Genomic DNA, 25694 nt, shown 5'->3' with positions numbered 1-25694 from the left:
TATTTGCGGATAGCGAAAGTAAAAAAATTAGAATATAATTAATTATCGAAAAACTGCGAAAACGTATTCAGAGGGAAAACGTAATCGCAGGAAAATATAAAATGAAACGACGAAAAGGAGAGGGAAAGATGAGAAAGTTAAAAGAACGCTTTCACAGGAAACATGGTATTGTAAGCAGAATCTTCAGTATGATACTTGCACTTGCCATGATTGTGACCATGGTTCCGGCAATCGGTGGTGCAACCACTGCATATGCTGCGAGCCCGACAATCCGGTTGTACCTGGACAAACCAAGTACATGGAATACACCGGTTGTCAATGTCTGGGCTGCCGGTGCTACGGTAGATAACCATGGCGCAGGGAATGCCGCCATTTCACAATGGGGGGATCAGGAAAAACCAAAGCTTGCATATGAGGAAAGTTCTGGACTCTATTATGTAGATGTACAGAGCAGTGAGTGGACAGGTTTTCAGTTTGTTGATGCAGGTTCTACTGAGAAGGCTGCACCGGAGATAAAGACAGAAGGAGCTGCAATTGAGCAGATTAAGACTTTTACTTCTGATACAAGCATTTATTGTTTATTGGATGATAAGGGAAAATATCAGTGGTATAAGGATTCTTCAAAGAATGAAACATTGATTCCAGAGTCTGTACCAACAGAATGTGATCTGACTATTAATTATAAGAGCACATTAGGCAATGATGTTGCTGCATATATATATCATGAGACCAATAAGCCGGCAGGTGAATGGCCGGGAAAAACCATGACTGCAGCAGAAGGTCATGAAGGCTGGTATACAATGCATCTGACATTAGATAACAGCACAGATTATGATCTCATTTTAAATGATGATGGACATGGAAACCAGTTAGACGGAGTAACACTTTCTACAAAAGGAAAGGCAGAAGCAGAGTACTGGTTCGATGGTTCTTTGTCAGAGACAAAACCTGCTGATTGGAAATATGTTACAACCATTCATTATCTTGCATCAGGAATGGGAAGCACTATTTACAATCATATGTGGGGAGCAGATGTCTCTGCAACAGGAGCCGGTGTTGGAAAAGAATGGCCGGGCGGACAGATTTCAGAAAATGCTGACCATTCAGGATGGTATGATGTAGTATATACACAGGATGTAAAACAGAATTTCAGCTGCATTTTCAATAATAACAGTGGGGCACAGACGGATAATATTGATGTCTCTGTAACATCAACAAGTACTGAGCTCTGGGTTACCGGAACCAAAGCTGGTGGTGATACAACTGTATATAAAACAGCACCGGACAGCTGGGAGGCACCGGTTCCAGACCATACATTTACAATGTATTATTACAATGAAGATTTATCAACAGACACAGACATGGGAAAAGTTGATATGTGGATGTGGAATGCCGGATTAAATGGATCATATGTTTTTGATGAAACAGAATATGATGCTGCAAATAATGTGACATGGTTTAAAAAGACCATTACAGTTGCCGGCAGTAATGTGGGAAAAACAGTAGGATTAAAGGCACGTTATGACATAACACAGGGATGGGATGGCGGCTCTGATACCGCAGACCGTTCTTTTACAATAAGCGGTGATGAGAATGAAGTATTATATTATGTGGATGGTTCAGATCCGGTTCATGAGAAGCCTGTAATCGTACCAATGGAAAAGAGATACCTTGTATTGGATTATGAGAATCCAGGATTAAAAGAAAAAGGAATTACACCACAGTTCTATACATGGTCATCAGGATATGCTTCAGCATTAACCGATTTTACATACGTAGGTGGAGATAAATGGACAATAACAATTCCAGCAAAACCATCCTGTACAAAGGTTGATTTTTGTATCGCATTAGATTCAACAGTTGATCCGTGGATTAAAGATGGTGGAGACCATTCCGTTACATTCCCTTCTGACCAGAAGGTTATATACGCCAGCATGAAAGCCGGCAGTGAGCCGGAAATTGCTATGCCATATAATACTGGCTATGAAGTAGATGCAGAAAATCAACAGGTATCATATTACTATCGTGATGATGCTGCATTTGTAGATGGCACCTTAAAGGATATGACTGTAGCTGTTGACGTAAACGGAACAGAGTATCCAATGACATACAATGATACAACAAAGCGTTTTGAGTATGTAAAGAGTGGTTTAACAGATGGCAAAACACATTATCGTTACAAAGCAAATGGAACTTATGCTGTAGATGCATTCAATTCAAACAGCGAAAAGTACAATAATGCAGATTACTCATATTTTGAATACTATAAATTAAATGCAACAGTTACAGCAGAAGTTATGAATAAATCCTTTAACTACAACGAAAATGATGTTGTTAAGTTTAAGGTTGAACAGGATAGTTCAGATACGAAAACATTAGAAGTAGCTAGTGCTAGTATCGATGTTTCTTCCCTTGGCGGAAGCAATGCAATGCCGATTGAACCGGAATTGCAGGCAGTTACCATTTCTGCTACAACAGATACAACATTAGGAATTAAGACATTACCAATTACTGTAACAGACCAGTACGGTAATAAATTCAGTACTACAGTGGATGTTGAAATTACAGACCGTGTGAAGGAAAACAAAAATGATTTCGACTGGGATGAATCTGTTGTCTACTTTATGGTGACAGACCGTTTCTTTGATGGTAATGAATCTAATAATACAGCAAGTGGTGCAGATACATATGGAGACAATCCGGGACTGTATCATGGTGGAGATTTTGCAGGTGTAACAGCTAAGTTAGATTACTTACAGGATTTAGGTGTAAATACAATCTGGATTACACCAATAGTAGAGAATGTGAAAGGTGTAGCTGTAACAGATGAAGGTTCAGAAGATGTTCCTTATAATGCAGCATACCATGGATACTGGGCAAGTGATTTTACAAAATTGAATCCTACACTTGGTACAACAGAAGAATTTGAAACTATGATTAGCGAAGCACATAATCGTGGCATGCGTATTATGGTTGATATTGTTGTAAACCATGCCGGATATGGTACAGAATCAACATTTGCTGATATGCTAAGGGATAAGAGTGTCAGTGAAGGCGATATTAAATCATGGCAGTCTGGCTTGCCGGATTTTGCAACAGAGAAGGCAGATGTCAGAGCAAAATTAGTAGAATGGCAGACATCATGGATGAAGGATTATGGTGTTGACTATTTCCGTGTAGATACAGTAAAGCATGTTGACAGCACAACATGGGCAGCACTTAAAAATTCTACAACAGAAGTAAATCCGTCTTTCAAGATGATTGGAGAATATTATGGTGCTGGATATGCAGCAAATGGTAATACCTTAGGTAGTGGCCAGATGGATGCAGACCTTGATTTCGATTTTAATGATCAGGCAACAAGCTTTGTCAGTGGTAATATTTCTTCTGTAGAAAGCTTCCTTTCTTCCAGAAATACAGCACTTAATAACGCATACATGACAGGTCAGTTCTTAAGCAGTCATGATGAAGATGGATTTAAGGCGTCCTTAATGAACGGAAAAGGATATACCGAGGATGAGGCAACATCAGCAGCGTTAGTTGCAGCTACCTTACAGCTTACTGCAAAGGGTATTCCGGTGATCTATTATGGTGAAGAAGTTGGTTTAAGTGGATTAAATAATTATCCATACCAGACTAATAGATATGACATGGATTTCTCACTGGCAACAGAGGACAATGTCACATATCAGCATTATAAGAATCTGCTGAGCATCCGTAATGCATACACAGATGTATTTGCAAGAGGAAGCAGAAAGGTTGTGGCAAGTTCTGATGAGGAAGGCTATGATGTAGTTTCAAGATCCTATGGAGGAACAACCTTATATGTTGGTATGAATATCAAGGATACCGCAAAAGAAGTAAAAGTTCCGGTTAATGCAAATGCAGGAAATACAGTTGTAAATCTTTATGATGGTAAAACATATACTGTTTCTTCTGATAAGACAGTAACAGTTACCATTCCGGCAGCAAAGGATGGCGGTACTGTAGTGCTGAGAGCAGATAAAAAGATTAATCTTGACATTACTGTTCCGGGTAAAGATTTCCAGGAAGTAATTGATACCATTGATGCTGTGGGAGATACAGCAAAGATTAATGTTACAATGCCAGATACCACAAAAGTTCCGGCAGAAGTATTCAATGGTATGATTGGAAAAGATATTACCATTACCTTCAAGCTGAACGACAACGTAAGCTGGATTGTAAACGGAAAGAACATTGTAAGTAAATTAAAAGATGCAATAGACCTCGGTGTAACCGTAGGTAAGAGCAGCATTCCGGCTGATAAGATTAAAGCATTAGCTGGAGACAACAAGACCATTGAACTTTCACTGGCACATGACGGAGCATTTGGATTTGATGCTACACTTCGTGTCAACGTTGGTGCAGAGAACAGTGGAAAATATGCAAACCTTTACTATTATAATGAAAAGACCGGAGCATTAGAATATGTTCAGGCTGTAAAGGTAAATGCAGACGGAACCGTTGATTTCAAATTCTCACATGCATCTGAGTATGTTATTGTACTTAGCAATACAGATATGAAACCAGCAGCATCTACAACTCCGAATGCAACACCTGTTGTAACAGCAGAGAAGCAGGTTAAGACAGGAGATAATACTCCGATTGCATGCATGGTAGTATTGTTATTCGTTGCAGGAGCAGCGGTAGTTGTACTTTACAGAAGACGTAAAAGAGTCTAAGCAGAGCAAAACTGCAAACAGGAGAGTTTAGTTTTTATAATGTATATCGTCTGAAATAAGAGGATAGATGGAAAGGGCAGCGAAAGCTGCCCTTTCCCCTTTTAACCCTCTTGGATAAATAAAAGTACAAAAGGAATAAATCCAGGCAGAAGATTGACATACTATTCTTAAGGTGTTATTCTTAGTTCCGACTGAATTACTTGGAAATAGGACGAAAATAGCTGATAAAGCAAATTGATAAAGGAGGAAAACCGATGGAATTAATCTATCTGGACAATGCGGCAACAACAAGAACGGACGAGCGGGTAGTGGAGGCAATGCTTCCTTATTTTACCCAGTATTATGGAAATGCATCTACCATTTATGCATTAGGTGAGGAAAGCCGCAAGGCAGTAACAAGGGCCAGAGATATTATTGCAGCAGGAATCGGTGCGAAACCGGAAGAAATATATTTTACGGCAGGTGGAAGTGAATCTGATAACTGGGCACTGAAAGCAACAGCAGAAGCTTATAAAGAAAAAGGAAAACATATCATCACCAGTAAGATTGAGCATCATGCAATTCTTCATACCTGTGAATGGTTGGAAAGACAGGGCTTTGAGGTAACTTATCTTGATGTGGATGAGAATGGACGTATCAATCCGGCAGATGTAGAAGCTGCAATCCGTCCGGATACCATTCTGATTTCTATTATGTTTGCTAATAATGAGATTGGCACCATTGAGCCGATTGCAGAGATTGGTGCAATTGCCAAGGCACATGGAGTCTTATTCCATACTGATGCAGTACAGGCATTTGGTCAGGAGCCAATCCAGGTAGATGAAATGAATATTGATATGTTAAGCAGCAGTGGACATAAATTAAACGGACCAAAGGGAATCGGTTTCCTCTATATCAGAAAAGGTGTAAAAATCCGCTCCTTTGTACATGGTGGTGCACAGGAGAGAAAGAGAAGAGCCGGAACGGAAAATGTACCGGGAATCGTAGGCTTCGGTAAAGCTGCAGAACTGGCATTTGCTTCCATGGAAGAGCGTACTGCAAGAGAAAGAGAATTGAGAGATTATATGATTTCCCGTTTTGAAAAGGAAATCCCATATGTGAAAATCAATGGAGACAGAGAGCATCGTCTTGCCAATAATGTCAATGCATGTTTCCGTTTTGTGGAGGGAGAATCCATGCTGATTATGTTAGATATGAAGGGGATTTGTGCATCCTCCGGTTCAGCATGTACTTCCGGTTCCTTAGACCCGTCTCATGTATTGCTGGCAATTGGTCTGCCACATGAGATTGCACATGGCTCACTCCGCCTGACTTTAGGCGCAGATACCACCAAAGAGCAGATTGACACCACGGTAGACGCAATCAAAGAGATTGTTGCACATTTACGCAGCATGTCACCGTTATACGAAGATTTTGTAAAGAACCAGCAGTAATAGAGAAGAAAAGGAGTAACGATTATGTATAGTGAAAAAGTTATGGATCATTTTCAGAATCCGAGAAATGTAGGAGAGATTGAAAATGCCAGCGGAGTAGGAACGGTAGGAAATGCAAAATGCGGTGATATTATGCGAATCTATCTTGATATTGATGATAATGGTGTGATTCAGGACTGCAAGTTTAAGACCTTTGGCTGTGGTGCTGCAGTTGCAACCAGCAGTATGGCAACAGAACTGGTAAAGGGAAAGACCGTACAGGAAGCATTACTTGTAACCAATAAAGCAGTAATGGAAGCATTAGACGGACTTCCACCGGTTAAAGTGCATTGTTCCCTTCTGGCAGAAGAAGGTATTCATGCTGCACTTTGGGATTATGCTGAGAAGAATGGCATTGTCATTGAAGGCTTAAAGAAGCCGAAGAACGACATCTCTGAGGGTGAAGAAGAGGAAGAATATTAAAAACAACATATTCCTATTGACATAGTAGGAAAAAAGGAATATACTGTACCCATAGACAAATAGAAATGGAGGTACAGTATGAAGATTTCAACAAAGGGACGTTATGCTGTCCGACTTCTTCTTGATATAGCAATGAATGATGAAGTTGAACCGGTACGTCTTAAAGATGTTGCGGAACGTCAGGATATTTCCATGAAATACTTGGAACAGATTATTTCTACACTGGTACGGGCAGGGTTTGTTAAGAGCATCAGAGGCCCCCAGGGAGGATATCGTTTATCAAAGACACCGAAGGAATATACGATAGGGATGATATTACGTCAGGTAGAAGGAAGTCTTGCACCGGTATCGTGTCTTGAGGATGAGGTGAACACCTGTGAGCGTCAGTCAGAATGTGTAACACTTCGTATCTGGAAAGAATTAAACGATGCGATTAAGAGTGTAGTAGACAAGTATACGTTAGAGGATTTGATGGAATGGCAGCAGGATATCAGCAGCGATTATGTCATTTAAATGGACGAGGTCGATGTGTACCAATGAAACAAAATATTTTAAATAATTTATTTGAAAAAAGTCTTGACAATTGGTACACATCGTTTTATATTATACTTAATCCATATCAAACAGATAGGAAATATATGAATTTAGGGAAAAGGAGATTATTATCATGGCAAACATTTATAAAGGAACATTAGGACTGATTGGAAATACACCATTAATCGAGGCAGTTAATTTAGAAAAGGCGTATAACTTAGAAGCAAAATTACTTTTCAAACTGGAATATTTCAATCCGGCAGGAAGCGTAAAGGACCGTATCGCAAAAGCAATGATTGAAGATGCAGAAGCAAAAGGACAGTTAAAAGAAGGTTCTGTTATTATCGAGCCGACATCCGGAAATACAGGAATTGGTCTTGCAGCACTTGCGGCAGCCAAGGGATACCGTATCATTCTTACTATGCCGGAATCCATGAGTGTTGAACGTAGAAACATCTTAAAGGCTTACGGTGCAGAAATTGTTCTGACAGAAGCAAGCAAAGGAATGAAAGGTGCAATTGCAAAAGCGGATGAACTTGCAAAAGAGATTCCAAACAGCTTTATCCCTGGACAGTTTGTAAACCCTGCGAATCCAAAAGTACACAAAGAGACAACAGGACCGGAAATCTGGAAAGATACGGACGGAGCAGTAGACATCTTCGTAGCAGGAGTTGGTACAGGTGGAACCGTAACAGGAACCGGTGAATACTTAAAAGAGCAGAAAGCAGATGTTAAAGTTGTAGCAGTAGAGCCGGCATCTTCACCGGTATTATCCGAAGGTAAGAGTGGAGCACATAAGATTCAGGGTATTGGTGCAGGATTCGTACCGGATGTATTAAACACCAAAGTATATGATGAGGTATTTCCGGTAGAGAACGAAGAGGCTTTCCGTGTGGCAAAAGAAATTGCACACAAAGAGGGCGTATTAGTAGGAATTTCTTCCGGAGCAGCAGCTTATGCAGCAATTGAACTGGCAAAGAGACCTGAAAATAAAGGAAAAACAATTGTAGCTTTATTACCGGATAATGGAGACAGATATTATTCAACAGCTTTATTTACAGAGTAATTTGCAGTAGAATAGAAAAAATCTGATGTAACATCAGAGTGACAGAAATAAATAACAGAACGGAGAAAAAGAAGATGAGCACAAAGAAAAGCAGAGCAGAACGTAATTTAAAATTTGAAACTTTACAGTTACATGTAGGACAGGAAAATCCGGATCCGGTGACAGATGCAAGAGCAGTACCTATTTATCAGACATCATCCTATGTATTCCGCAACAGCGACCATGCGGAAGCAAGATTTGGTCTTGCAGATGCAGGAAATATTTATGGAAGACTTACGAATCCGACAGAAGATGTATTTGAGAAGAGAATTGCAGCATTAGAGGGTGGAGTTGCAGCGTTGGCAGTAGCATCCGGAGCAGCAGCAATTACTTATACGATTGAAAATCTTGCACAGAATGGTGACCATATTGTAGCTGCAAAGAATATCTATGGTGGTTCTTATAACCTGTTGGAGCATACACTTCCACAGTACGGCATTACAACAACCTTCGTTGAGCCGGAGCCGGAAGCATTTGAAGCAGCAATCAAAGACAATACAAAAGCTTTATATATTGAGACATTAGGAAATCCTAACTCAGACGTAGCTGATATTGAAGCCATCGCAAAAGTAGCACATGCACACAAGATTCCATTAGTCGTAGATAACACTTTTGCAACACCTTATCTGGTTCGTCCGATTGAGTATGGCGCAGACATCGTGGTACATTCTGCAACAAAATTCATTGGTGGACACGGAACAACAATTGGTGGAGTTATCGTAGACAGCGGAAAATTTGACTGGGAGGCAAGTGGAAAATTTGCATCTTTAACTGAGCCAAATCCAAGTTATCATGGCATCAGCTTTACCAAGGCAGTAGGACCGGCAGCGTTTGTAACCAAGATTCGTGCAATCTTACTTCGTGATACCGGAGCAACTTTATCTCCGTTCCATGCATTTATCTTCTTACAGGGATTAGAGACATTATCCTTAAGAGTAGAACGTCATGTACAGAATGCATTGAAGGTAGTAGAGTTCTTAAATAACCATCCACAGGTGGAGCGTGTAAATCATCCTGCAGTAAGTACAGATCCAAAGCAGCAGGAATTATATAAGAAATATTTCCCGAACGGTGGCGGTTCTATCTTTACCTTTGAAATCAAAGGTGATGACAGAAAGGCAAAAGATTTCATCGACAATCTGGAAATCTTCTCCTTACTGGCAAATGTTGCAGATGTAAAATCTCTGGTGATTCATCCAGCATCAACCACGCATTCCCAGCTTAGTGCAGAAGAATTAGAAGAGCAGGGAATCAAACCGAATACCATCCGCCTTTCTATCGGAACAGAAAATATCGACGATATTATTGAAGACTTAGAGGAAGCATTCAAGGCAGTAGAGTAAATGACTGAAAGAACTAAAATGAAAAGCATGAGATAAAAGAAGTCTCATATACTTTAGAAAGAGTATATGAGGCTTTTTTATGAAAAAATGGAAAAGGATACTGGCAGTGGCGGTAATGCTGGCATTGGTATTTTGCGCAGGCCGTGGGAGTGCAGTGCTGGTAAAAAGCTGGCAGAATGGCGGCTTACTGGGAGTAAATGCAGTGGCATCTACAACAGAGAACTGGGGACTTGGATTTGGTGAATCGGGGACACAGCCAACCGGAAATGCTACACCGGAAGAATTGCGGAAATATAATACATATTTTATTGGTAATGGTGATGATAAGGTGATTTACCTGACCTTTGACTGCGGCTATGAGAATGGAAATACGGAGAAGATACTGGAAGCATTGAAAAAGCATGATGTAAAGGCAACCTTCTTTGTAGTAGGGCATTTCTTAGAGACCAGTCCGGATCTGGTAAGGAAAATGGTGGAAGAAGGTCATACCGTAGGAAACCATACTTATCATCATCCGGATATGTCAGAAATTGCAGATGTATCGTCATTTCAAAAGGAAGTTGAAGATGTCAAGTTACTTTATGAAGAGATTACAGACAAGGAGATGGTTAAATTTTACCGGCCGCCTCAGGGGAAATACAGTGAATCAAATCTGAAAATGGCAAAAGAATTAGGTTATTATACTTTTTTCTGGAGTCTTGCCTATGTGGACTGGGATCCGGATAATCAGCCAACAAAAGAAGAGGCCTTTGAAAAACTCACCGGACGTATTCATCCGGGAGCTGTTGTGCTGCTGCACAATACTTCAAAGACCAATGGTGAAATATTAGATGAACTACTTACAAAGTGGGAAGAGATGGGCTACCATTTTGGTACTCTGGATGAGTTAATCGCTGGTTCTAATTCTTAGAAAAAATTCTTAAATAAAACTTGTCTTTTTACTTCTTTTGTATTATACTCTTTGATTGGTAATACCAATCGGAGGATTTAGAAATGAAGTATTTTAGACAGTTTTTTTTAATTCTGGCAATTTCTTTTGCTGGAGAAATTCTGCATATGGTGCTGCCATTACCGGTTCCTGCAAGCATTTACGGACTGGTGTTAATGCTGCTTGCTCTGGTAACGGGTATCGTTAAGATAGAACAGGTGAAGGACACTGCGGTATTCTTAATTGAAATTATGCCGGTGATGTTTATTCCGGCAGCAGTAGGACTTCTGGACTCCTGGAGCGTTCTGCGTCCGACTATTGTGCCGGTGATTGTCATTACAGTACTTACGACGATTATTGTTATGGTCGTGACCGGAAGAGTGACACAGAATGTGATACGAAAGGGAAGGGAGAAAGAAGAAAATGAATAATTTTGCAGGAGATACCCTTTTCTTTGGTGTAGTAATCAGTCTCATTGGATATGAAATCGGAGCACTATTAAAGCGTAAATTAAAGCTGGCGCTGTTTAATCCACTTTTGATTTCTATTATTTTTGTTATGGTTGTATTAAGTGTAGGCAGGATTGACTATGACAGTTATTATGAAGGAGCAAAGTATTTAAGCTATCTTTTAACCCCGGCAACGGTATGTCTTGCTGTTCCGTTGTATGAGCAGCTGGAATTGTTAAAGAAACATAAAAGTGCCATTGTAGCAGGAATTATATCCGGTGTCATTGCAAGTATGGGAAGTGTGCTTCTTTTTGCGGTGATATTCCATCTGAATCATGAGGAATATGTAACCCTTCTGCCAAAATCCATTACCACAGCAATTGGAATGGGAGTATCTGAAGAACTTGGAGGAATCGTAACGATTACGGTGGCAGTAATTATCATTACCGGAGTCTTGGGAAATATGATTGCAGAAGTGGTATGCCGTGTATTTCATATAGAAGAGCCGGTGGCAAAGGGACTGGCACTCGGTACTTCCGCCCATGCAATCGGAACCGCCCGTGCCATGGAAATGGGAGAAGTAGAAGGAGCAATGAGCAGTCTTGCCATTGCAGTAGCAGGACTTCTGACGGTAGCAGCAGCAACTGTATTTGCTAATTTTTATTGATGTATCTATGATGCAATAATTTTGCAAGGGATGAAAGGAGATTCAGATGAAGGACAGAGAGTATAAGAGGGTAATGGCATTCGTAAAAGATGGAATACGGAGCGGGGAGTTTCGGGTAGGCAGTAAGTTGCCAACAGAACGTGAAATGGCAGAAACACTTGGTATGTCACGTCCATCTATCCGGGAAGCATTAAAGAGTATGGAGAATATTGGTTTGATTGAAAGCCAGCAGGGCTCCGGCAATTATATCTGCTGCAACATGGAAAAAAGCCTTTCAGAAGTAATTAATATGATGCTGCTATTGCAGCAGATAGATAAGGATGAGCTTGCAGAGGCACGCTGCCTTTTAGAACATGGGATAGGTCTTCTGGCAGCTAAAAATATGAGTAAACAGGATATTGCGGAGTTAAAAGCACTGGCAGAATCTATGCAGAATGCTGACCAGCAGAGAAGTTATGAGATTGACCGGGAGTTCCATCAGAAATTAATATTAGGTTCCGGCAACCGTTTCATGATTACGATTATGCAGGTATTTTCAGAAATTTATAAGGAAAGTATCCGAAAAGGCTGGGAAAATGCAGATGCCGAGAAATTTGAAAAAATGTGGAAGCTTCATGTAGAAATTGCAGAAGCAATCGAAACGGGAGATCAGAGAAAAATCGATGCTGCCGTACAGGCACATTATGATATTATTCATAAGTAAAATGATGGTAAAAAAATGCCCGGCAGTGGTTCCTTTTTAGATGAGTCTGAAAAGAACCGCCGCCGGGCTATTTACGCAAGTAGCTTAGCGGGCAAGTACTTCTAAGATTTCACCTACATACATGGTGTGAAGGTTGCCATCGGCATACCAGCTGCTTTCGATAGAAGAATCAATAAACTGGTCCGGAGTCATCTTTGTAGCAGATAATTTACGACAGATAAATACCAGATTTCCTTCGTCAATATAAGGTGTGTCCTTGCAGTAATCAAGATGCATTCTTGCATTTTCAATTTTATTTTCATCACGTCCGGAAACAGCTCCAAGATATTTTAAAGCTCCTTTATTGGACTCATCTAAAAAGGTCAGTGAAAATGTCTCTCCATTATCAATAAATTCTTTGGTATAGCGTGTATCTCTTACAAAGATGTAGACAACATTTTTGCCCCAGAGGACACCAACACCGCCCCAGCTTGCAGTCATTGTATTTGCTTTCTTCTCATCACCTGCTGTGATTAACATCCATTCTTTGCCGATTTTAGTAAATGGATTCATTTCCATAAGGTCAATTGGATATGGTTGAAATGTATGCATTATTTTTCCCTCCAGTAAATTCGTAATATGCATTTAGTATAGCATTGTATTTTTATAATTACTATGGGTTTGCGGTAAAAAGAATTCCAGAAAAGGTTTAAGTTATGAAATTTATTGATACAATTCTGCAATTCTGGAAACTGCCACATAAATTTCGGAAATACGGTACCAGGTACGGAAATCCACAATTCCGGTAACTGGAAGCCCAAAGATGGACTGGAATTTTTCTACGGCAGCTTTGGTGGCAGGACCATAAATGCCATCCACGGTAATAGTCGGAAGCGCAGGATAGTTACGTGCAATCCGGTTCAGCTGCTCCTGCAGCATCCGCACCTTATCCCCGGTAGAACCAATCTCAAGGTTGCTGCCCGGCCAGGAAGCAGGTACACCACTGATTTCATCCGCCGTGTTGATATACATACTGCTGCCGTAATAGTAGCGCAGAATCTCAATGGTGGAATACCCCTGGTCTGCTAAGTATTTCGAACCCCACTGTGTCATCCAGTTCGGGCAGCTTACCCGCTGCCCGTCACAGTACTGGGTCAGAATCGGCTGGCGGACGTTCGGGCGGGAAAGGTAGCTATTAAACATCTCATCGACGATATTGGAAATGTTGGAAAAGATGTTTCTGCCGTAGACAAATTTGTGGTCAAAGGCGGTGGAAGAAGTAATGGTAAAATCATAGCCTTTGTTCCGGTACCACTCCGTATACACCCGGTTCAGGGTAAAGGACATAATGGCTAAAATATTTGCACGGAGAGCTGCATCCGGCCAGGTAGCATAGATTTCGCTGGAGGCAACATTTTTGATGTAATCCCTGTAGCGGACATAGTAGTCGTTGGCGGAAGAATCGCTTGGCGGTCCGTCATGGACAATGACATATTCCGGGATGACAACACGGCTTAAGACAATTTCGCCGCTTTCATTCATCGGCTTGATTTCATCCTCTGGGATTTTCGGCGGAAAATTCCCATAGAGAGTGTTGGCAGTAATAACAATATTTCGTTCCGGAGGATTTTCCACGGTGGCAGTTTCCATCCGGACATTTTGGATGGAAGTTTTATCCGGCAGAACGGAGATTCCGGAAATGTTGATGGGACGGTAGCCGGACGCATTTACCTGAATGGTATATTCCGAGTAAGGCTGGAATTCAGAAGGTTCCATGCTATATTCTAAGGGGGGAGCCGGCAGTTCAACTGCTGCAGTCTGACCGGAAATGTCAGTTGATAGTTCTTCAATGATTTCAGTAGGATTTCCCGTATAGGAAAGACGGATGGAGGCATCTTTAATAGGGAAAAAGCCATGCTCTGTGGTGACATGAATCCGCAGTTGCCCCATGTCCGTGGTTTTTTGCATATAAGAAAGGTTTGACATATGGAAACCTCATGATATTTATTCCATAAAGTATATGCCGGAAAGCGGGAAAACGTGTTATACTGTTGCAGAATGAATGGAGAGAAAACATGATAAATTATAAAATGATATTGCAATACGATGGCAGCAGATACAGCGGATGGCAGGTGCAGGGAAATACAGAGCAGACCATTCAGGGAAAGCTGCAGTCGGTATTGGAGAAAATGACAGGGGAAGAAATAGAGATACATGGCTCCGGAAGAACGGATGCGGGCGTGCATGCCATGGGACAGGTGGCAAATTTTAAACTTCAGAGTGCATATGAACCGGAAGAGATAAAGAGGTATTGCAACCAGTATCTGCCGGAGGATATTGTGGTATTGGAGGTATCCGAAGTACCGCTCCGGTTTCACAGCAGATTAAACGCTATAAAAAAGACTTATTGTTATCGCATTTTCTTAGGAGAGAAGCCGGATGTATTTCGGAGAAAATATGTAACACCGGTGGCAGAAAACCTGGATATTAACAAAATGAAGGCAGCAGCTGAAGTGTTGCTTGGAACGCATGATTTTACTTCGTTTTGTGGCAACCGTCATTTCAAAAAATCGGCAGTGCGGACGATTTATGAGATTCGCTTGGAAGAGAAAACGGATGAACTTGACATATATTTTACCGGAAATGGATTTTTACAGAATATGGTGCGTATCCTTACTGGAACACTGTTAGAAGTTGGAACGGGAAAGCAGGAAGTTTGTGAGATGAAAGAAATATTAGAGGGCAGAAACCGCAGTCTGGCAGGAACAATGGCAGCAGCAAAGGGACTGGTGCTTGTGAATGTAGAATACGAATAGATAAGGCAGAGAAAGCTTCATGGAGAAATGGATTGAAATCAGAAAAGGCGGCAATTTCATGGAAATGGCAAAGAAATATGGAATTGACCCGCTGATTGCCCGGATTATAAGAAACCGGGATATAACAGATGAAAAAGAAATTACAGAATATTTGTATGGTGGAAAAGAGGCATTACATAATCCACATTTATTAAAGGATGCGGATAAAGCTGCAGAAATTATTGCAGAGGGCATTGCAGGGAAAAAGGCCATGCGTATCATTGGTGATTATGATATTGATGGTGTCAATGCAACCTATATTTTGTTAGAGGGAATCCGCCGGTGCGGCGGCAATGTGGATGCTGCAATCCCGGACCGGATGAAAGATGGTTATGGAATCAATGAGCATTTAATCGAGCAGGCATTGTCCGATGGAAAAGAACTTTTGATTACCTGTGACAATGGAATTGCTGCAATCAACGAGATTAATTTTGCAAAGGAAAAAGGAATGACCGTTGTGGTAACAGACCACCATGAGATTCCTTATCGTAATACAGAACAGGGAAAGGAATTTCTACGGAGCAATGCGGATGCCATTGTAAATCCCAAGCAGGCGGATTGTCCGTATCCCTGCAAAGGAATCTGCGGAGCAGTAGTGGCGTGGAAGCTGGTGCAGGTGCTTTATGAGAGAATGGATATTCCGGTGGAAGAAGCGGATATTTTTATTGAAAATGCAGGCTTTGCAACGGTGGGGGATGTCATGGACTTAACCGGAGAGAACCGTATTTTGGTAAAGCTTGGGTTAAAAGCGTTAGAGCATACGAAGAATCCCGGAATGAAAGCGTTGATTGCAAAAAACAAGCTTTCTGACAAGCCGTTGAGTGCATATCATATCGGCTTTGTATTGGGACCATGTATCAATGCCAGCGGCAGACTGGATACGGCAAAACGTTCCCTGGAGCTGCTGCTTGAGCGGGATGAAGTAAAGGCTTCCGCACTGGCAGACGAATTGGTGGAGCTTAACGAAAGCCGGAAATATATGACACAGCAGGAGACACAGAAGGCATTGGAACAGATTGGAAAGGAAGGCAGGGAAAAAGATAAAGTATTAGTGGTTTACCTTCCGGAATGCCATGAGAGTCTTGCGGGAATCATTGCCGGAAGAATCCGGGAAGCCTATCAGAGACCGGTATTTGTACTGACCAGAGGAGAAGAAGGAGTCAAAGGCTCCGGTCGTTCCATCGAAGCCTATTCCATGTTTGATAAAATGACGGAAGTGGCGGAGCTGTTTACAAAATATGGCGGACATCCTATGGCAGCAGGACTTTCCATGCGGGAAGAAGATATTGATAAATTGCGGGAACAGCTTAATCAGAAGGCAGAACTTTCTGAAGAAGATATGGCAGAGGTGGTAAGGCTGGATGCGGTGCTTCCGATGTCCTATTTTACGGTAGATACCATCCGGCAGTTAAGTGTGCTGGAGCCTTGCGGAAAGTCCAATACCAAACCGGTATTTGCAGACCGTAATATTAAGATTACGAGAGCCGGTATAGTGGGCGTAAACCGGAATGTGTTAAAGCTTCATTTGTTGGATTCAAAGGGGAATCCGGTGGCAGGAGTCTATTTTGGAGAAGTGGAAAAATTTCTTACATTTCTCAGTGAAAAGTTTGGCAGTGAAGAAGTGGATGCAGCTATGCATGGAAAAGAAAACAGCATACAGTTTGCAGCCGTTTATGAGCCGGCAGTGGACACTTACAGTGGAAGAGAAAGTGTACAGGCAATAATACGGCGTTTTAGGTAAAACTTTAGGGATTTAAGAAAAATTTAATAGAGTATTATGGTTTTTGCAGGACGCTTCGGTTGTAAAAAGTGCAGAATCATTGTAAAATATAAGGGATTTATAACATACAGGGGGTATATTATATGACGAAAGAGGAAGTGTTTTCTTTCCCTTCCGCAGATGGGCGAACCACAGTTCATGCAGTACGATGGACTCCGGAAGATGGAAAGTATCGTGCAGTTTTACAGATAACACATGGTATGGTGGAATATATTGAGCGCTACCGGGCTTTTGCAGAATTTTTAAATGACAATGGTTTTCTGGTGGTAGGTCATGATCATATCGGACACGGCGAATCCGTTGTATCTAAGGATGAATGGGGATTTTTTGCAGAGCATCCCAGCGATACGGTGGTTGCTGATATGCATACACTCCGGGAGATGACGCAGAAAGAGCATCCGGGTGTGCCTTATTTTATGTTGGGACACAGCATGGGTTCGTATATGCTTCGGAAATATCTTGCGATACATGGAGAGGGGCTTACCGGTGCTATAATTATGGGAACCGGCTGTATTCCGGACAATACCACAAAGCTTGCCATGTTTATTGCAAAGCTGCAGGCAGCATTTTTCGGCTGGCATCACAGAAGTAAATTATTACAGAAATTATCTTATGATAAATACTATCATCAGTTTGACCTGACAGGAAAAGATGCTTCCAATAGCTGGCTGACCAAGGATGAAGAAATAGTAAAAACCTATTATGCAGACCCGAAATGCACGTTTGTATTTACGGTAAATGCTTATATGGGACTGTTTGAGGCAGTTCTATTTGACAACCAGCAGGAAAATATTGAAGCAGTTCCAAAGAGTCTTCCGTTATTCTTTGTGTCGGGAGCAATGGATCCGGTGGGCGGCTGCGGCAGCGGCGTAAAGAAGGTATATAATAAATTTGACGCAGCCGGCAAAGAGGATATTACCTGGAAATTATATGACAACGACCGTCACGAAATCTTAAATGAGACAGACCGTGATGTTGTATATCATGATATTCTGGCATGGATGAATGTTCATCTTGCCTGAAAAAGGAGGAAAAAATGAAAAAACATATCAAAAAAATAATGGGAATGGGATTGGCATGTATGCTGTTTCTTGGAGTACCATTTCAGGCATCCGCAGCAGAAGTGACAGGAACACTGTCTACAGAGACATCATCGGAAAATGGTACTGCAGCAGGCGGAGAGAACAACGGTTCCGATGCAGCAGCCAATACAGATAATGGAGCAGCAGCCGGCACTCCGGAAAGTGGAGCAGCAGCCGGCACTCCGGAAAGTGGAGCAGCTGCAGATAATCCGGCAGCGGCAGAAGATAAGGCAGATGACAATGTCGTGATCAAAGAAAGCGATAAACCATATCTGGCACTGGGTGCTGATCTGTCTGAGGAGCAGAAGAATACAGTATTAAGTCTGATGGGCATTGATCCTGCACAGCTTGATAATTATGATGTAGTTACAGTAAACAATTCCGAAGAACACCAGTATCTGGATGCATATATTCCATCTTCACAGATTGGAAGTAAATCCTGGTCTTCTGTAGTAATCGTAAAGAAAGATAAAGGAAATGGAATCAACATTTCCACAAAGAATATTTCTTATTGTACCGTTGGTATGTATAAAAATGCACTGGTAACAGCAGGGATTGAAGATGCAGATATCATTGTAGCAGGACCGAAAAATATTTCCGGAACCGCTGCGTTGGTTGGTGTATTTAAAGCATATCAGGAAATGACTGGTAAAGAGCTTCCACAGGAAAATGTAGATACTGCATTAAATGAGCTGGTTTTAACCGGACAGTTAGAGAGCAGCACTGGTGCAGATGCAGAATCCGTAGAAGGACTGGTTGCATACTTAAAACAGCAGATGGCAGAAAACAATCTTACGGATGATGCAAGTATCCGTGATGCCATTGATGAAGCAGCAGATAAATTTGATGTTGCACTGACAGAAGAGCAGAAAGAGCAGTTATTAGACCTGTTAAAGAAGATTGGCAATCTGGATCTTGATGTAGACAGCCTTGTAAATCAGGCGAAATCCATTTATGACAAGATTGAAAACCTTGGTGCAGACGGCATCTTTGATAAGATAGGAAGCTTTTTCTCCAACCTGTTTTCCTCTATTGCAGATTTCTTTAAGAATCTGTTCAATTAAATAAGACAGGACAATTTTATAAAAGAGATTTCAGACAACTACCGGTTCACCCGGTAGTTGTTTTTTTTGAAAGATCAGGTGCCAAATGGAGAAATCAAATTTTGGATATGGCAAAATTGTACAAAAACATATCTATTTGTGACTTTGGAAGCAAATTAGAAGTTCTTAATGTACCTGCCATGATACAGCAACATTCTGACATGGATGTCAGAATGAGTCCTAAAGAGCCCGGATGGCTCGTTTAGGACGGTTGCGTGATATTTCTATATTTAATCAGGTACATTTAGAACATCTTATTTGCATACAGTGGAACAAATAGATATGCTTTTGACCAATTTGCCAAATAAAATATATGAGAAGCCCATTTCCTTCCTGATCAAACAAAATAGAAAACACATGTTTGCCAAAAAAATCTCCATGTGTTATACTAGCCGCAGGGCTTCTTTTGAAGCAGTTTTTAGAAAGAAAGGAATGGAACAATGGCGAAACAGGAAACATATGATGCGAGCAGTATTTCCGTACTGGAAGGACTGGAAGCTGTCCGGAAGAGACCGGGAATGTATATTGGAAGTGTCTCAAGAAAAGGATTGAACCATTTAATATATGAAATTGTGGATAACTCGGTAGATGAGCATCTTGCTGGTGTATGTGATACCATCCGTGTTACATTAGAGGCAGATGGCTCCTGTACCGTAGAAGATAACGGACGGGGAATTCCGGTGGGAATGCATAAGAAGGGCGTATCGGCAGCCCGTGTGGTATTTTCTACTCTGCATGCCGGCGGAAAATTTGATAATGCAGCATATAAGACCAGCGGTGGTCTTCATGGAGTAGGTTCCTCTGTTGTGAATGCACTTTCTACTTATATGGATGTAGAAATAAGCAGAGATGGTTATGTGCATCATGACCGCTATGAGCGTGGCGTGCCAACGGTAGAGCTGGTAAACGGACTGCTGCCGACAATTGGAAAGACGAAAAAGACCGGAACAAAGATTAATTTCCTGCCGGACCCGGAAATCTTTGAAAAGACAAGATTTAAAGAGGATGAAGTAAAGAGCCGTCTCCATGAGACTGCATATTTAAATCCTGCTTTAACTATTATTTATGAAGATAGACGCGGGGAAGAAGTAGAACATATTGAATATCATGAGCCGGATGGAATCATTGGATTTGTAAAAGAGATGAATCAGAATAATGAATGTCTCCATGATGTCATTTATTATAAAGGAGAATCTGAGGGCATTTCTGTTGAAGTGGCATTCCAGTATACAACAGAATTCCATGAGAATGTGCTGGGCTTTTGTAATAATATTTACAATGCAGAGGGCGGAACCCATCTGACCGGTTTTAAGACAACCTTTACCCAGGTGATTAATTCCTATGCAAGAGAGCTTGGCATCTTAAAGGAAAAGGATGCAAATTTTACCGGAACAGACGTAAGAAATGGAATGACTGCTGTTATTTCTGTGAAACATCCGGACCCAAGATTTGAGGGGCAGACGAAAACCAAGCTTGATAACCAGGATGCGGCAAGAGCCACCGGAAAAGTAACCAATGATGAAATTCAGATGTACTTTGACCGTAACCTGGATACTTTAAAGGCAATTATCGGATGTGCAGAAAAAGCAGCAAAAATCCGTAAGACAGAAGAGAAAGCGAAAACCAATCTTTTAACCAAGCAGAAATTCTCCTTTGATTCCAATGGAAAACTGGCCAACTGCGAAAGCCGTGATGCCTCCAAATGTGAAATCTTTATCGTTGAGGGAGATTCTGCGGGTGGTTCTGCTAAGACTGCAAGAAACCGAATGTTCCAGGCGATTCTTCCGATTCGTGGAAAGATATTAAATGTAGAGAAAGCAAGTATTGATAAAGTATTGGCTAATGCAGAGATAAAAACCATGATTTATGCATTTGGCTGCGGATTTTCCGAAGGATATGGAAATGACTTTGATATCAGCAAGCTTCGTTATGATAAGATAATTATCATGGCAGATGCGGATGTGGATGGAGCACATATTTCAACGCTGCTTCTGACTTTGTTTTACCGGTTTATGCCGGAACTGATTTACGAAGGACATGTCTATATTGCGATGCCGCCTTTGTATAAGGCGATGCCAACTAAGGGAGAAGAGGAATATCTTTATGATGATGCCGCCCTTGCCCGCTATCGTAAGACGCACAAAGGCTCCTTTACACTGCAGCGTTACAAAGGTCTTGGAGAGATGGACGCACAGCAGCTTTGGGAGACAACCTTAAATCCGGAAACAAGAATGTTAAAACAGGTAGAAATCGAAGATGCCAGAATGGCATCGGATGTAACAGAGATGCTGATGGGAACAGATGTACCGCCGCGTCGTAAATTCATCTATGATAATGCAAAGGACGCAGAACTTGACATATAAATTTCTATGAATCCGTAAGGAATTGCTGACAGCATATTTTTATGGATGTATGGGAAATGATAGAAGCAGAAAATCAGGAAGGAATTGGATAGATTATGGAAACGAAAGAGCAGATTATCCGCACCGAGTATTCGGAAGTAATGCAGAAATCTTATATCGATTATGCCATGAGTGTTATTATCGCAAGAGCACTGCCGGATGTCAGAGATGGTCTGAAGCCGGTACAGCGAAGAACACTTTATGATATGCACGAACTTGGCATCCGTTATGATAAACCTTATCGTAAATGTGCCCGTATCGTGGGAGATACCATGGGTAAATATCATCCGCATGGTGACAGCTCCATTTATGATGCACTGGTGGTAATGGCACAGGAATTTAAGAAGGGACTGCCACTGGTAGATGGTCATGGTAACTTTGGTTCCATTGAAGGAGACGGAGCGGCTGCGATGCGATATACCGAGGCGCGTCTGCAGAAGATTACCCAGGAAGCGTATCTGGCAGATTTAGATAAAGATGTAGTAGATTTTGTGCCAAACTTTGACGAGACAGAAAAAGAACCGGAAGTACTTCCGGTAAAGGTGCCGAACCTTTTGGTAAACGGAGCAGAGGGTATTGCCGTTGGTATGGCAACCAGCATTCCACCACATAATTTTGGCGAAGTTATTGATGGTGTCAAAGCATATATGAAGAATCCGGATATTACAACGGAAGAAATGATGAAATATATCAAGGGACCGGATTTCCCGACCGGTGGAATTGTGACCAACCAGGACGAACTGCTTTCCATTTATGAGACTGGAATCGGTAAGATTAAGGTTCGTGGAAAAGTAGAGATTGAAGCAGTAAAAGGCGGAAAAGAGCGCCTGATTATTACGGAAATTCCATACACCATGATTGGAGCCAATATTGGAAAATTCTTAAATGATGTCTACAGTCTGGTTGAGACCAAGAAGACAAATGATATTGTGGATATTTCCAATCAGTCATCCAAGGAGGGAATCCGCATTGTTATTGAACTTCGAAAAGGAGCAGATGCACAGAATCTTTGCAATCTCCTTTATAAGAAGACAAAATTAGAAGATACTTTTGGTGTCAATATGCTGGCAGTAGCAGACGGAAGACCGGAGACTCTGGGACTGGTTCCGATTATCCGCCACCATGTAAAGTTCCAGTATGAGCTTGCTACCAGAAAATATAAGACATTACTGGCAAAAGAACTGGATAAGAAAGAGATTCAGGAAGGCTTAATCCGTGCCTGCGATGTCATTGATTTAATTATTGAAATCTTAAGAGGAAGCCGTAATATCAAGGATGCGAAAAACTGCCTGATGAACGGTGTAACAGAAAATATTAAATTCAAGACAAAAGAATCCGAAAAGAAAGCTTCAAAGTTAAACTTTACAGAACGTCAGGCAACAGCAATTTTAGAGATGCGCCTCTATAAGCTGATTGGTCTGGAAGTGGAAGCATTGATGGATGAGCATAATACCACATTAAAGAATATCGCAGAATACGAAGATATTCTTACCAACCGCAGTACAATGGCGAAGGTAATTATGAAGGAATTAGATGGTCTTAAGAAAAACTATTCCAGAGAACGCCGTACCTATATCGACAATGTGGAAGCTGCCGTTTATGAAGAAAAGAAGATGGAAGAGATGGAAGTAGTCTTCTTGATGGATCGTTTTGGCTATGCGAAGACCATTGATGTGGCGGCTTATGAGCGTAACAAAGAAGCAGCAGACAGCGAGAACCGTTATGTACTTCATTGTATGAATACCGGAAAAATCTGCATCTTTACCAATACCGGACAGATGCATCTGCTGAAGGTAGTCGATTTGCCGTTTGGAAAATTCCGTGACAAGGGACAGCCGATTGATAATGTAAGTAATTATGACAGCTCTAAAGAGCAGTTGATTTATATCACGGATCTGGCAGCACTGTGTACGCAGAAGCTTTTATTTGGAACGAAGACAGCCATGTTAAAACAGGTGGATGGAAAAGAATTTGACGTAGCAAAACGTACCACAGCTGCCACGAAGCTTGCAGATGATGATGCAGTTATATTCGTAGCACCGGTAGAAGAAAATATGACTATTGTTATGCAGTCGGCAAAGGACATGTTCCTTAGGATTGCAGCAGATACGATTCCTGAGAAGAAGAAGGGAGCAATCGGAGTCTGCGGAATGAAGCTTGCAGCAGGGGATGAACTGACCAACATCTATGCACTGGGTGAGGAAGAACCGCCAGTGGTCATGGTAAAAGATAAAGAAATTGCATTGAACCGGCTTCATATTGGAAACCGTGCAACCAAAGGAGTAAAGAAATAAATTGACATATCAGCAGGCACTTGCATTTGTAGAAGAAACAAAAAAATATGGCAGTATATTAGGACTGGACAGTATCCGGGCACTGATGAAAGAATTGGGCAATGTGCAGGAAGACTTATCTATTATTCACATTGCAGGAACTAACGGAAAAGGTTCCGTTGGAGCAATGCTTCAGGCAGTATTGGAAGAAGCCGGCTTAAAGGTAGGCAGATATAGTTCCCCGGCAGTCTTTTCCTATCGGGAAATCTGGCAGATAAACGGAAAAGCAGTTTCCGAAGAAGCATACGCTGCCTTGATGGAAAAAGTAAAGACAGCCTGTCTTACACTGACAGAAAAAGGACTTCCGCATCCGACCTCCTTTGAGGTGGAGACTGCAGCAGCGTTTTTATATTTTAAAGAAGAAGCCTGTGATGTGGTGTTATTGGAAACCGGCATGGGGGGAAGAGAGGATGCAACCAATCTGATTACCCATCCCATTTGCAGTGTCATTACTTCTATCAGCATGGATCATATGCAGTTCCTGGGAAATACGTTATCAGAGATTGCATCTGCAAAGGCTGGAATCATAAAAGAGAACTGCCCGGTGGTATCTGCCTGGCAGGAAGATGCTGTGAAAGAGGTTCTTGTCAAGGAGGCAGAGCGGCTTAAAGCACAGCTGTACCAGCCGAAGAAGGATGCCATAAGAAATCTTTTGTATGATATGAATGGAATGCAGTTTGATTATGTAAGAGAAGATAATTCACAGTGGAAGATAAGACTCCCGTTGACCGGTGCCTATCAGGCAGCCAATGCAGCCTGTGCGCTTAAAGTAATAGAAGTATTGAAAGAGAAAACATTTCCGCAGCTTACCTTATCTGTGATACAAAATGGCTTTCAGAAGGTCTGCTGGAATGGGCGCTTTGAACGTGTTTTAGAGGAACCATTATGCATTCTGGATGGTGCCCATAATGAGGGCGCAGCACTGCAACTTGCAAAAACGCTGGAAAACTGTTTTACAAATCGTAAGATAACCTATATAATAGGGGTGCTTGCTGATAAGGCACATGAGAAGATTTTAAAGATAATGCGTCCTTATTCGGAAACTGTATATGCGGTAACGCCGCATAATGACAGGGCACTTCCGGCAGAGAAGCTGGCAGAGGAAGCGAAGGCAGCAGGCTATCAAACAGTAATAACAGAACCTTTGATTGAAGATGCGGTAAGACATGCAATTGCTGAGAGCTCGGGAGAAGATGTGGTGCTGATATTTGGCTCCCTGTCATATCTTGCAGAGGCAAAGCAGGCTGTCATACAGTATCGGGAAGGACAGAAGAATGATAGATAAAGAGAAAGTGGAAGCAGGTGTACGACTGATATTAGAAGGCATTGGCGAAGATGTGAACCGGGAGGGATTACTTGAGACTCCGGATCGTATTGCACGGATGTATGAAGAAATCTTTGGCGGAATGGACATGGATGCCGCAGAGCCTTTAAAGAAAAGATTTCATGCCAGCAATAATGAGATGGTAGTAGAAAAGGATATTACTTTTTATTCTACCTGTGAGCATCATATGCTTCCATTTTATGGGAAAGCCCACGTTGCTTATATTCCAAATGGAGAAGTAGTCGGCATCAGCAAGCTGGCAAGAACCGTGGAAATCTATGCAAGACGGCTTCAGATTCAGGAGCAGCTTACGGCACAGGTGGCAGATGCACTGATGGAGCAGTTAAAGCCGAAGGGTGTCATGGTCATGATGGAAGCAGAGCATATGTGTATGACGATGCGTGGTATTAAGAAGCCGGGCAGCAGGACGGTTACTTATGTGACCCGTGGTATCTTTAATGAGGATGAGCGTCTGGTAAATAAATTTTTCCAGATGGTGCGTTAGATAT

20 protein-coding genes are annotated in these 25694 nt (G+C 41.6%); 18 read left to right on the top strand and 2 right to left on the bottom strand.

Annotated elements, in window-relative coordinates:
• Positions 1 to 128: 128 nt before the first annotated feature.
• From DXB43_RS02825 to DXB43_RS02780, 10 genes are all read left to right on the top strand, one after another.
• Entirely contained in the window at positions 129 to 4703 is a 4575-nt protein-coding gene (locus DXB43_RS02825) for an alpha-amylase family glycosyl hydrolase (protein WP_243006627.1), read from the top strand.
• Positions 4704 to 4957: 254 nt separating this feature from the next.
• Positions 4958 to 6136: a cysteine desulfurase NifS gene (nifS, locus tag DXB43_RS02820; protein WP_117946666.1), complete on the top strand. Its 1179-nt coding sequence runs from the start codon at positions 4958 to 4960 to the stop codon at positions 6134 to 6136.
• A gap of 24 nt (positions 6137 to 6160) precedes the next feature.
• Positions 6161 to 6598, top strand: a complete 438-nt coding sequence (gene nifU / locus DXB43_RS02815; protein WP_022242477.1) for a Fe-S cluster assembly scaffold protein NifU — start codon at positions 6161 to 6163, stop codon at positions 6596 to 6598.
• Positions 6599 to 6676: 78 nt separating this feature from the next.
• Positions 6677 to 7111 (top strand): RrF2 family transcriptional regulator, encoded by a 435-nt coding sequence (locus DXB43_RS02810; protein WP_117840835.1) that lies wholly within the window; start codon positions 6677 to 6679, stop codon positions 7109 to 7111.
• 154 nt (positions 7112 to 7265) lie between these two features.
• A complete protein-coding gene (cysK, locus tag DXB43_RS02805; protein ID WP_117946664.1) occupies positions 7266 to 8198 on the top strand; it encodes a cysteine synthase A in 933 nt (310 codons plus the stop codon).
• 74 nt (positions 8199 to 8272) lie between these two features.
• Positions 8273 to 9580: an O-acetylhomoserine aminocarboxypropyltransferase/cysteine synthase family protein gene (locus tag DXB43_RS02800; protein ID WP_022242480.1), complete on the top strand. Its 1308-nt coding sequence runs from the start codon at positions 8273 to 8275 to the stop codon at positions 9578 to 9580.
• 79 nt (positions 9581 to 9659) lie between these two features.
• Complete coding sequence (locus tag DXB43_RS02795; protein ID WP_117946662.1) at positions 9660 to 10490, top strand: delta-lactam-biosynthetic de-N-acetylase; 831 nt, start codon at positions 9660 to 9662, stop codon at positions 10488 to 10490.
• An 83-nt stretch (positions 10491 to 10573) separates the two neighbouring features.
• Positions 10574 to 10939: a CidA/LrgA family protein gene (locus DXB43_RS02790; protein ID WP_022242482.1), complete on the top strand. Its 366-nt coding sequence runs from the start codon at positions 10574 to 10576 to the stop codon at positions 10937 to 10939.
• The gene (locus DXB43_RS02785) at positions 10932 to 11624 is read left to right on the top strand and encodes an LrgB family protein (RefSeq protein ID WP_022242483.1); all 693 of its coding nucleotides are present in this window, start codon (positions 10932 to 10934) and stop codon (positions 11622 to 11624) included. Before DXB43_RS02790 ends, DXB43_RS02785 begins: the two co-directional genes overlap by 8 nt.
• A 46-nt stretch (positions 11625 to 11670) precedes the next feature.
• A complete protein-coding gene (locus DXB43_RS02780; protein WP_117946660.1) occupies positions 11671 to 12327 on the top strand; it encodes a FadR/GntR family transcriptional regulator in 657 nt (218 codons plus the stop codon).
• 84 nt (positions 12328 to 12411) lie between these two features.
• Here DXB43_RS02780 and DXB43_RS02775 read toward each other — a convergent pair whose 3' ends face one another.
• Positions 12412 to 12918: a flavin reductase gene (locus DXB43_RS02775; protein ID WP_117946658.1), complete on the bottom strand. Its 507-nt coding sequence runs from the start codon at positions 12916 to 12918 to the stop codon at positions 12412 to 12414.
• Positions 12919 to 13029: 111 nt separating this feature from the next.
• Positions 13030 to 14292: a peptidoglycan-binding protein gene (locus DXB43_RS02770; RefSeq protein ID WP_117946656.1), complete on the bottom strand. Its 1263-nt coding sequence runs from the start codon at positions 14290 to 14292 to the stop codon at positions 13030 to 13032.
• Positions 14293 to 14384: 92 nt separating this feature from the next.
• On the opposite strand from DXB43_RS02770, the gene truA reads away from it, so the two are divergent.
• From truA to folE, 8 genes are all read left to right on the top strand, one after another.
• Entirely contained in the window at positions 14385 to 15122 is a 738-nt protein-coding gene (gene truA, locus DXB43_RS02765; RefSeq protein ID WP_199535078.1) for a tRNA pseudouridine(38-40) synthase TruA, read from the top strand.
• A gap of 19 nt (positions 15123 to 15141) precedes the next feature.
• Positions 15142 to 16902 carry a single-stranded-DNA-specific exonuclease RecJ gene (gene recJ / locus DXB43_RS02760; protein WP_117946652.1) on the top strand — a complete coding sequence of 587 codons (1761 nt, stop codon included), beginning with the start codon at positions 15142 to 15144 and terminating at the stop codon, positions 16900 to 16902.
• 122 nt (positions 16903 to 17024) lie between these two features.
• Positions 17025 to 17963, top strand: coding sequence for an alpha/beta fold hydrolase (locus DXB43_RS02755; RefSeq protein WP_117946650.1), 939 nt, complete (start codon positions 17025 to 17027; stop codon positions 17961 to 17963).
• 14 nt (positions 17964 to 17977) lie between these two features.
• The gene (locus DXB43_RS02750; RefSeq protein ID WP_243006626.1) at positions 17978 to 19087 is read left to right on the top strand and encodes a DUF1002 domain-containing protein; all 1110 of its coding nucleotides are present in this window, start codon (positions 17978 to 17980) and stop codon (positions 19085 to 19087) included.
• Positions 19088 to 19566: 479 nt separating this feature from the next.
• Positions 19567 to 21489, top strand: coding sequence for a DNA gyrase/topoisomerase IV subunit B (locus DXB43_RS02745; protein WP_117840847.1), 1923 nt, complete (start codon positions 19567 to 19569; stop codon positions 21487 to 21489).
• A 95-nt stretch (positions 21490 to 21584) separates the two neighbouring features.
• Positions 21585 to 23822 (top strand): DNA gyrase/topoisomerase IV subunit A, encoded by a 2238-nt coding sequence (locus DXB43_RS02740; RefSeq protein ID WP_117946646.1) that lies wholly within the window; start codon positions 21585 to 21587, stop codon positions 23820 to 23822.
• Between the two features lies 1 nt (position 23823).
• The gene (locus DXB43_RS02735; protein ID WP_117946644.1) at positions 23824 to 25146 is read left to right on the top strand and encodes a bifunctional folylpolyglutamate synthase/dihydrofolate synthase; all 1323 of its coding nucleotides are present in this window, start codon (positions 23824 to 23826) and stop codon (positions 25144 to 25146) included.
• Positions 25136 to 25690: a GTP cyclohydrolase I FolE gene (gene folE / locus DXB43_RS02730; RefSeq protein WP_022242494.1), complete on the top strand. Its 555-nt coding sequence runs from the start codon at positions 25136 to 25138 to the stop codon at positions 25688 to 25690. Before DXB43_RS02735 ends, folE begins: the two co-directional genes overlap by 11 nt.
• Positions 25691 to 25694: the final 4 nt, after the last annotated feature.

Origin of the sequence: Roseburia sp. OM04-10BH (assembly GCF_003462605.1) — a bacterium.
In the GTDB taxonomy this organism is placed as follows: Bacteria; Bacillota; Clostridia; order Lachnospirales; family Lachnospiraceae; genus Roseburia_C; species Roseburia_C amylophila.
This window is presented reverse-complemented; position numbering and strand designations above follow the sequence as displayed.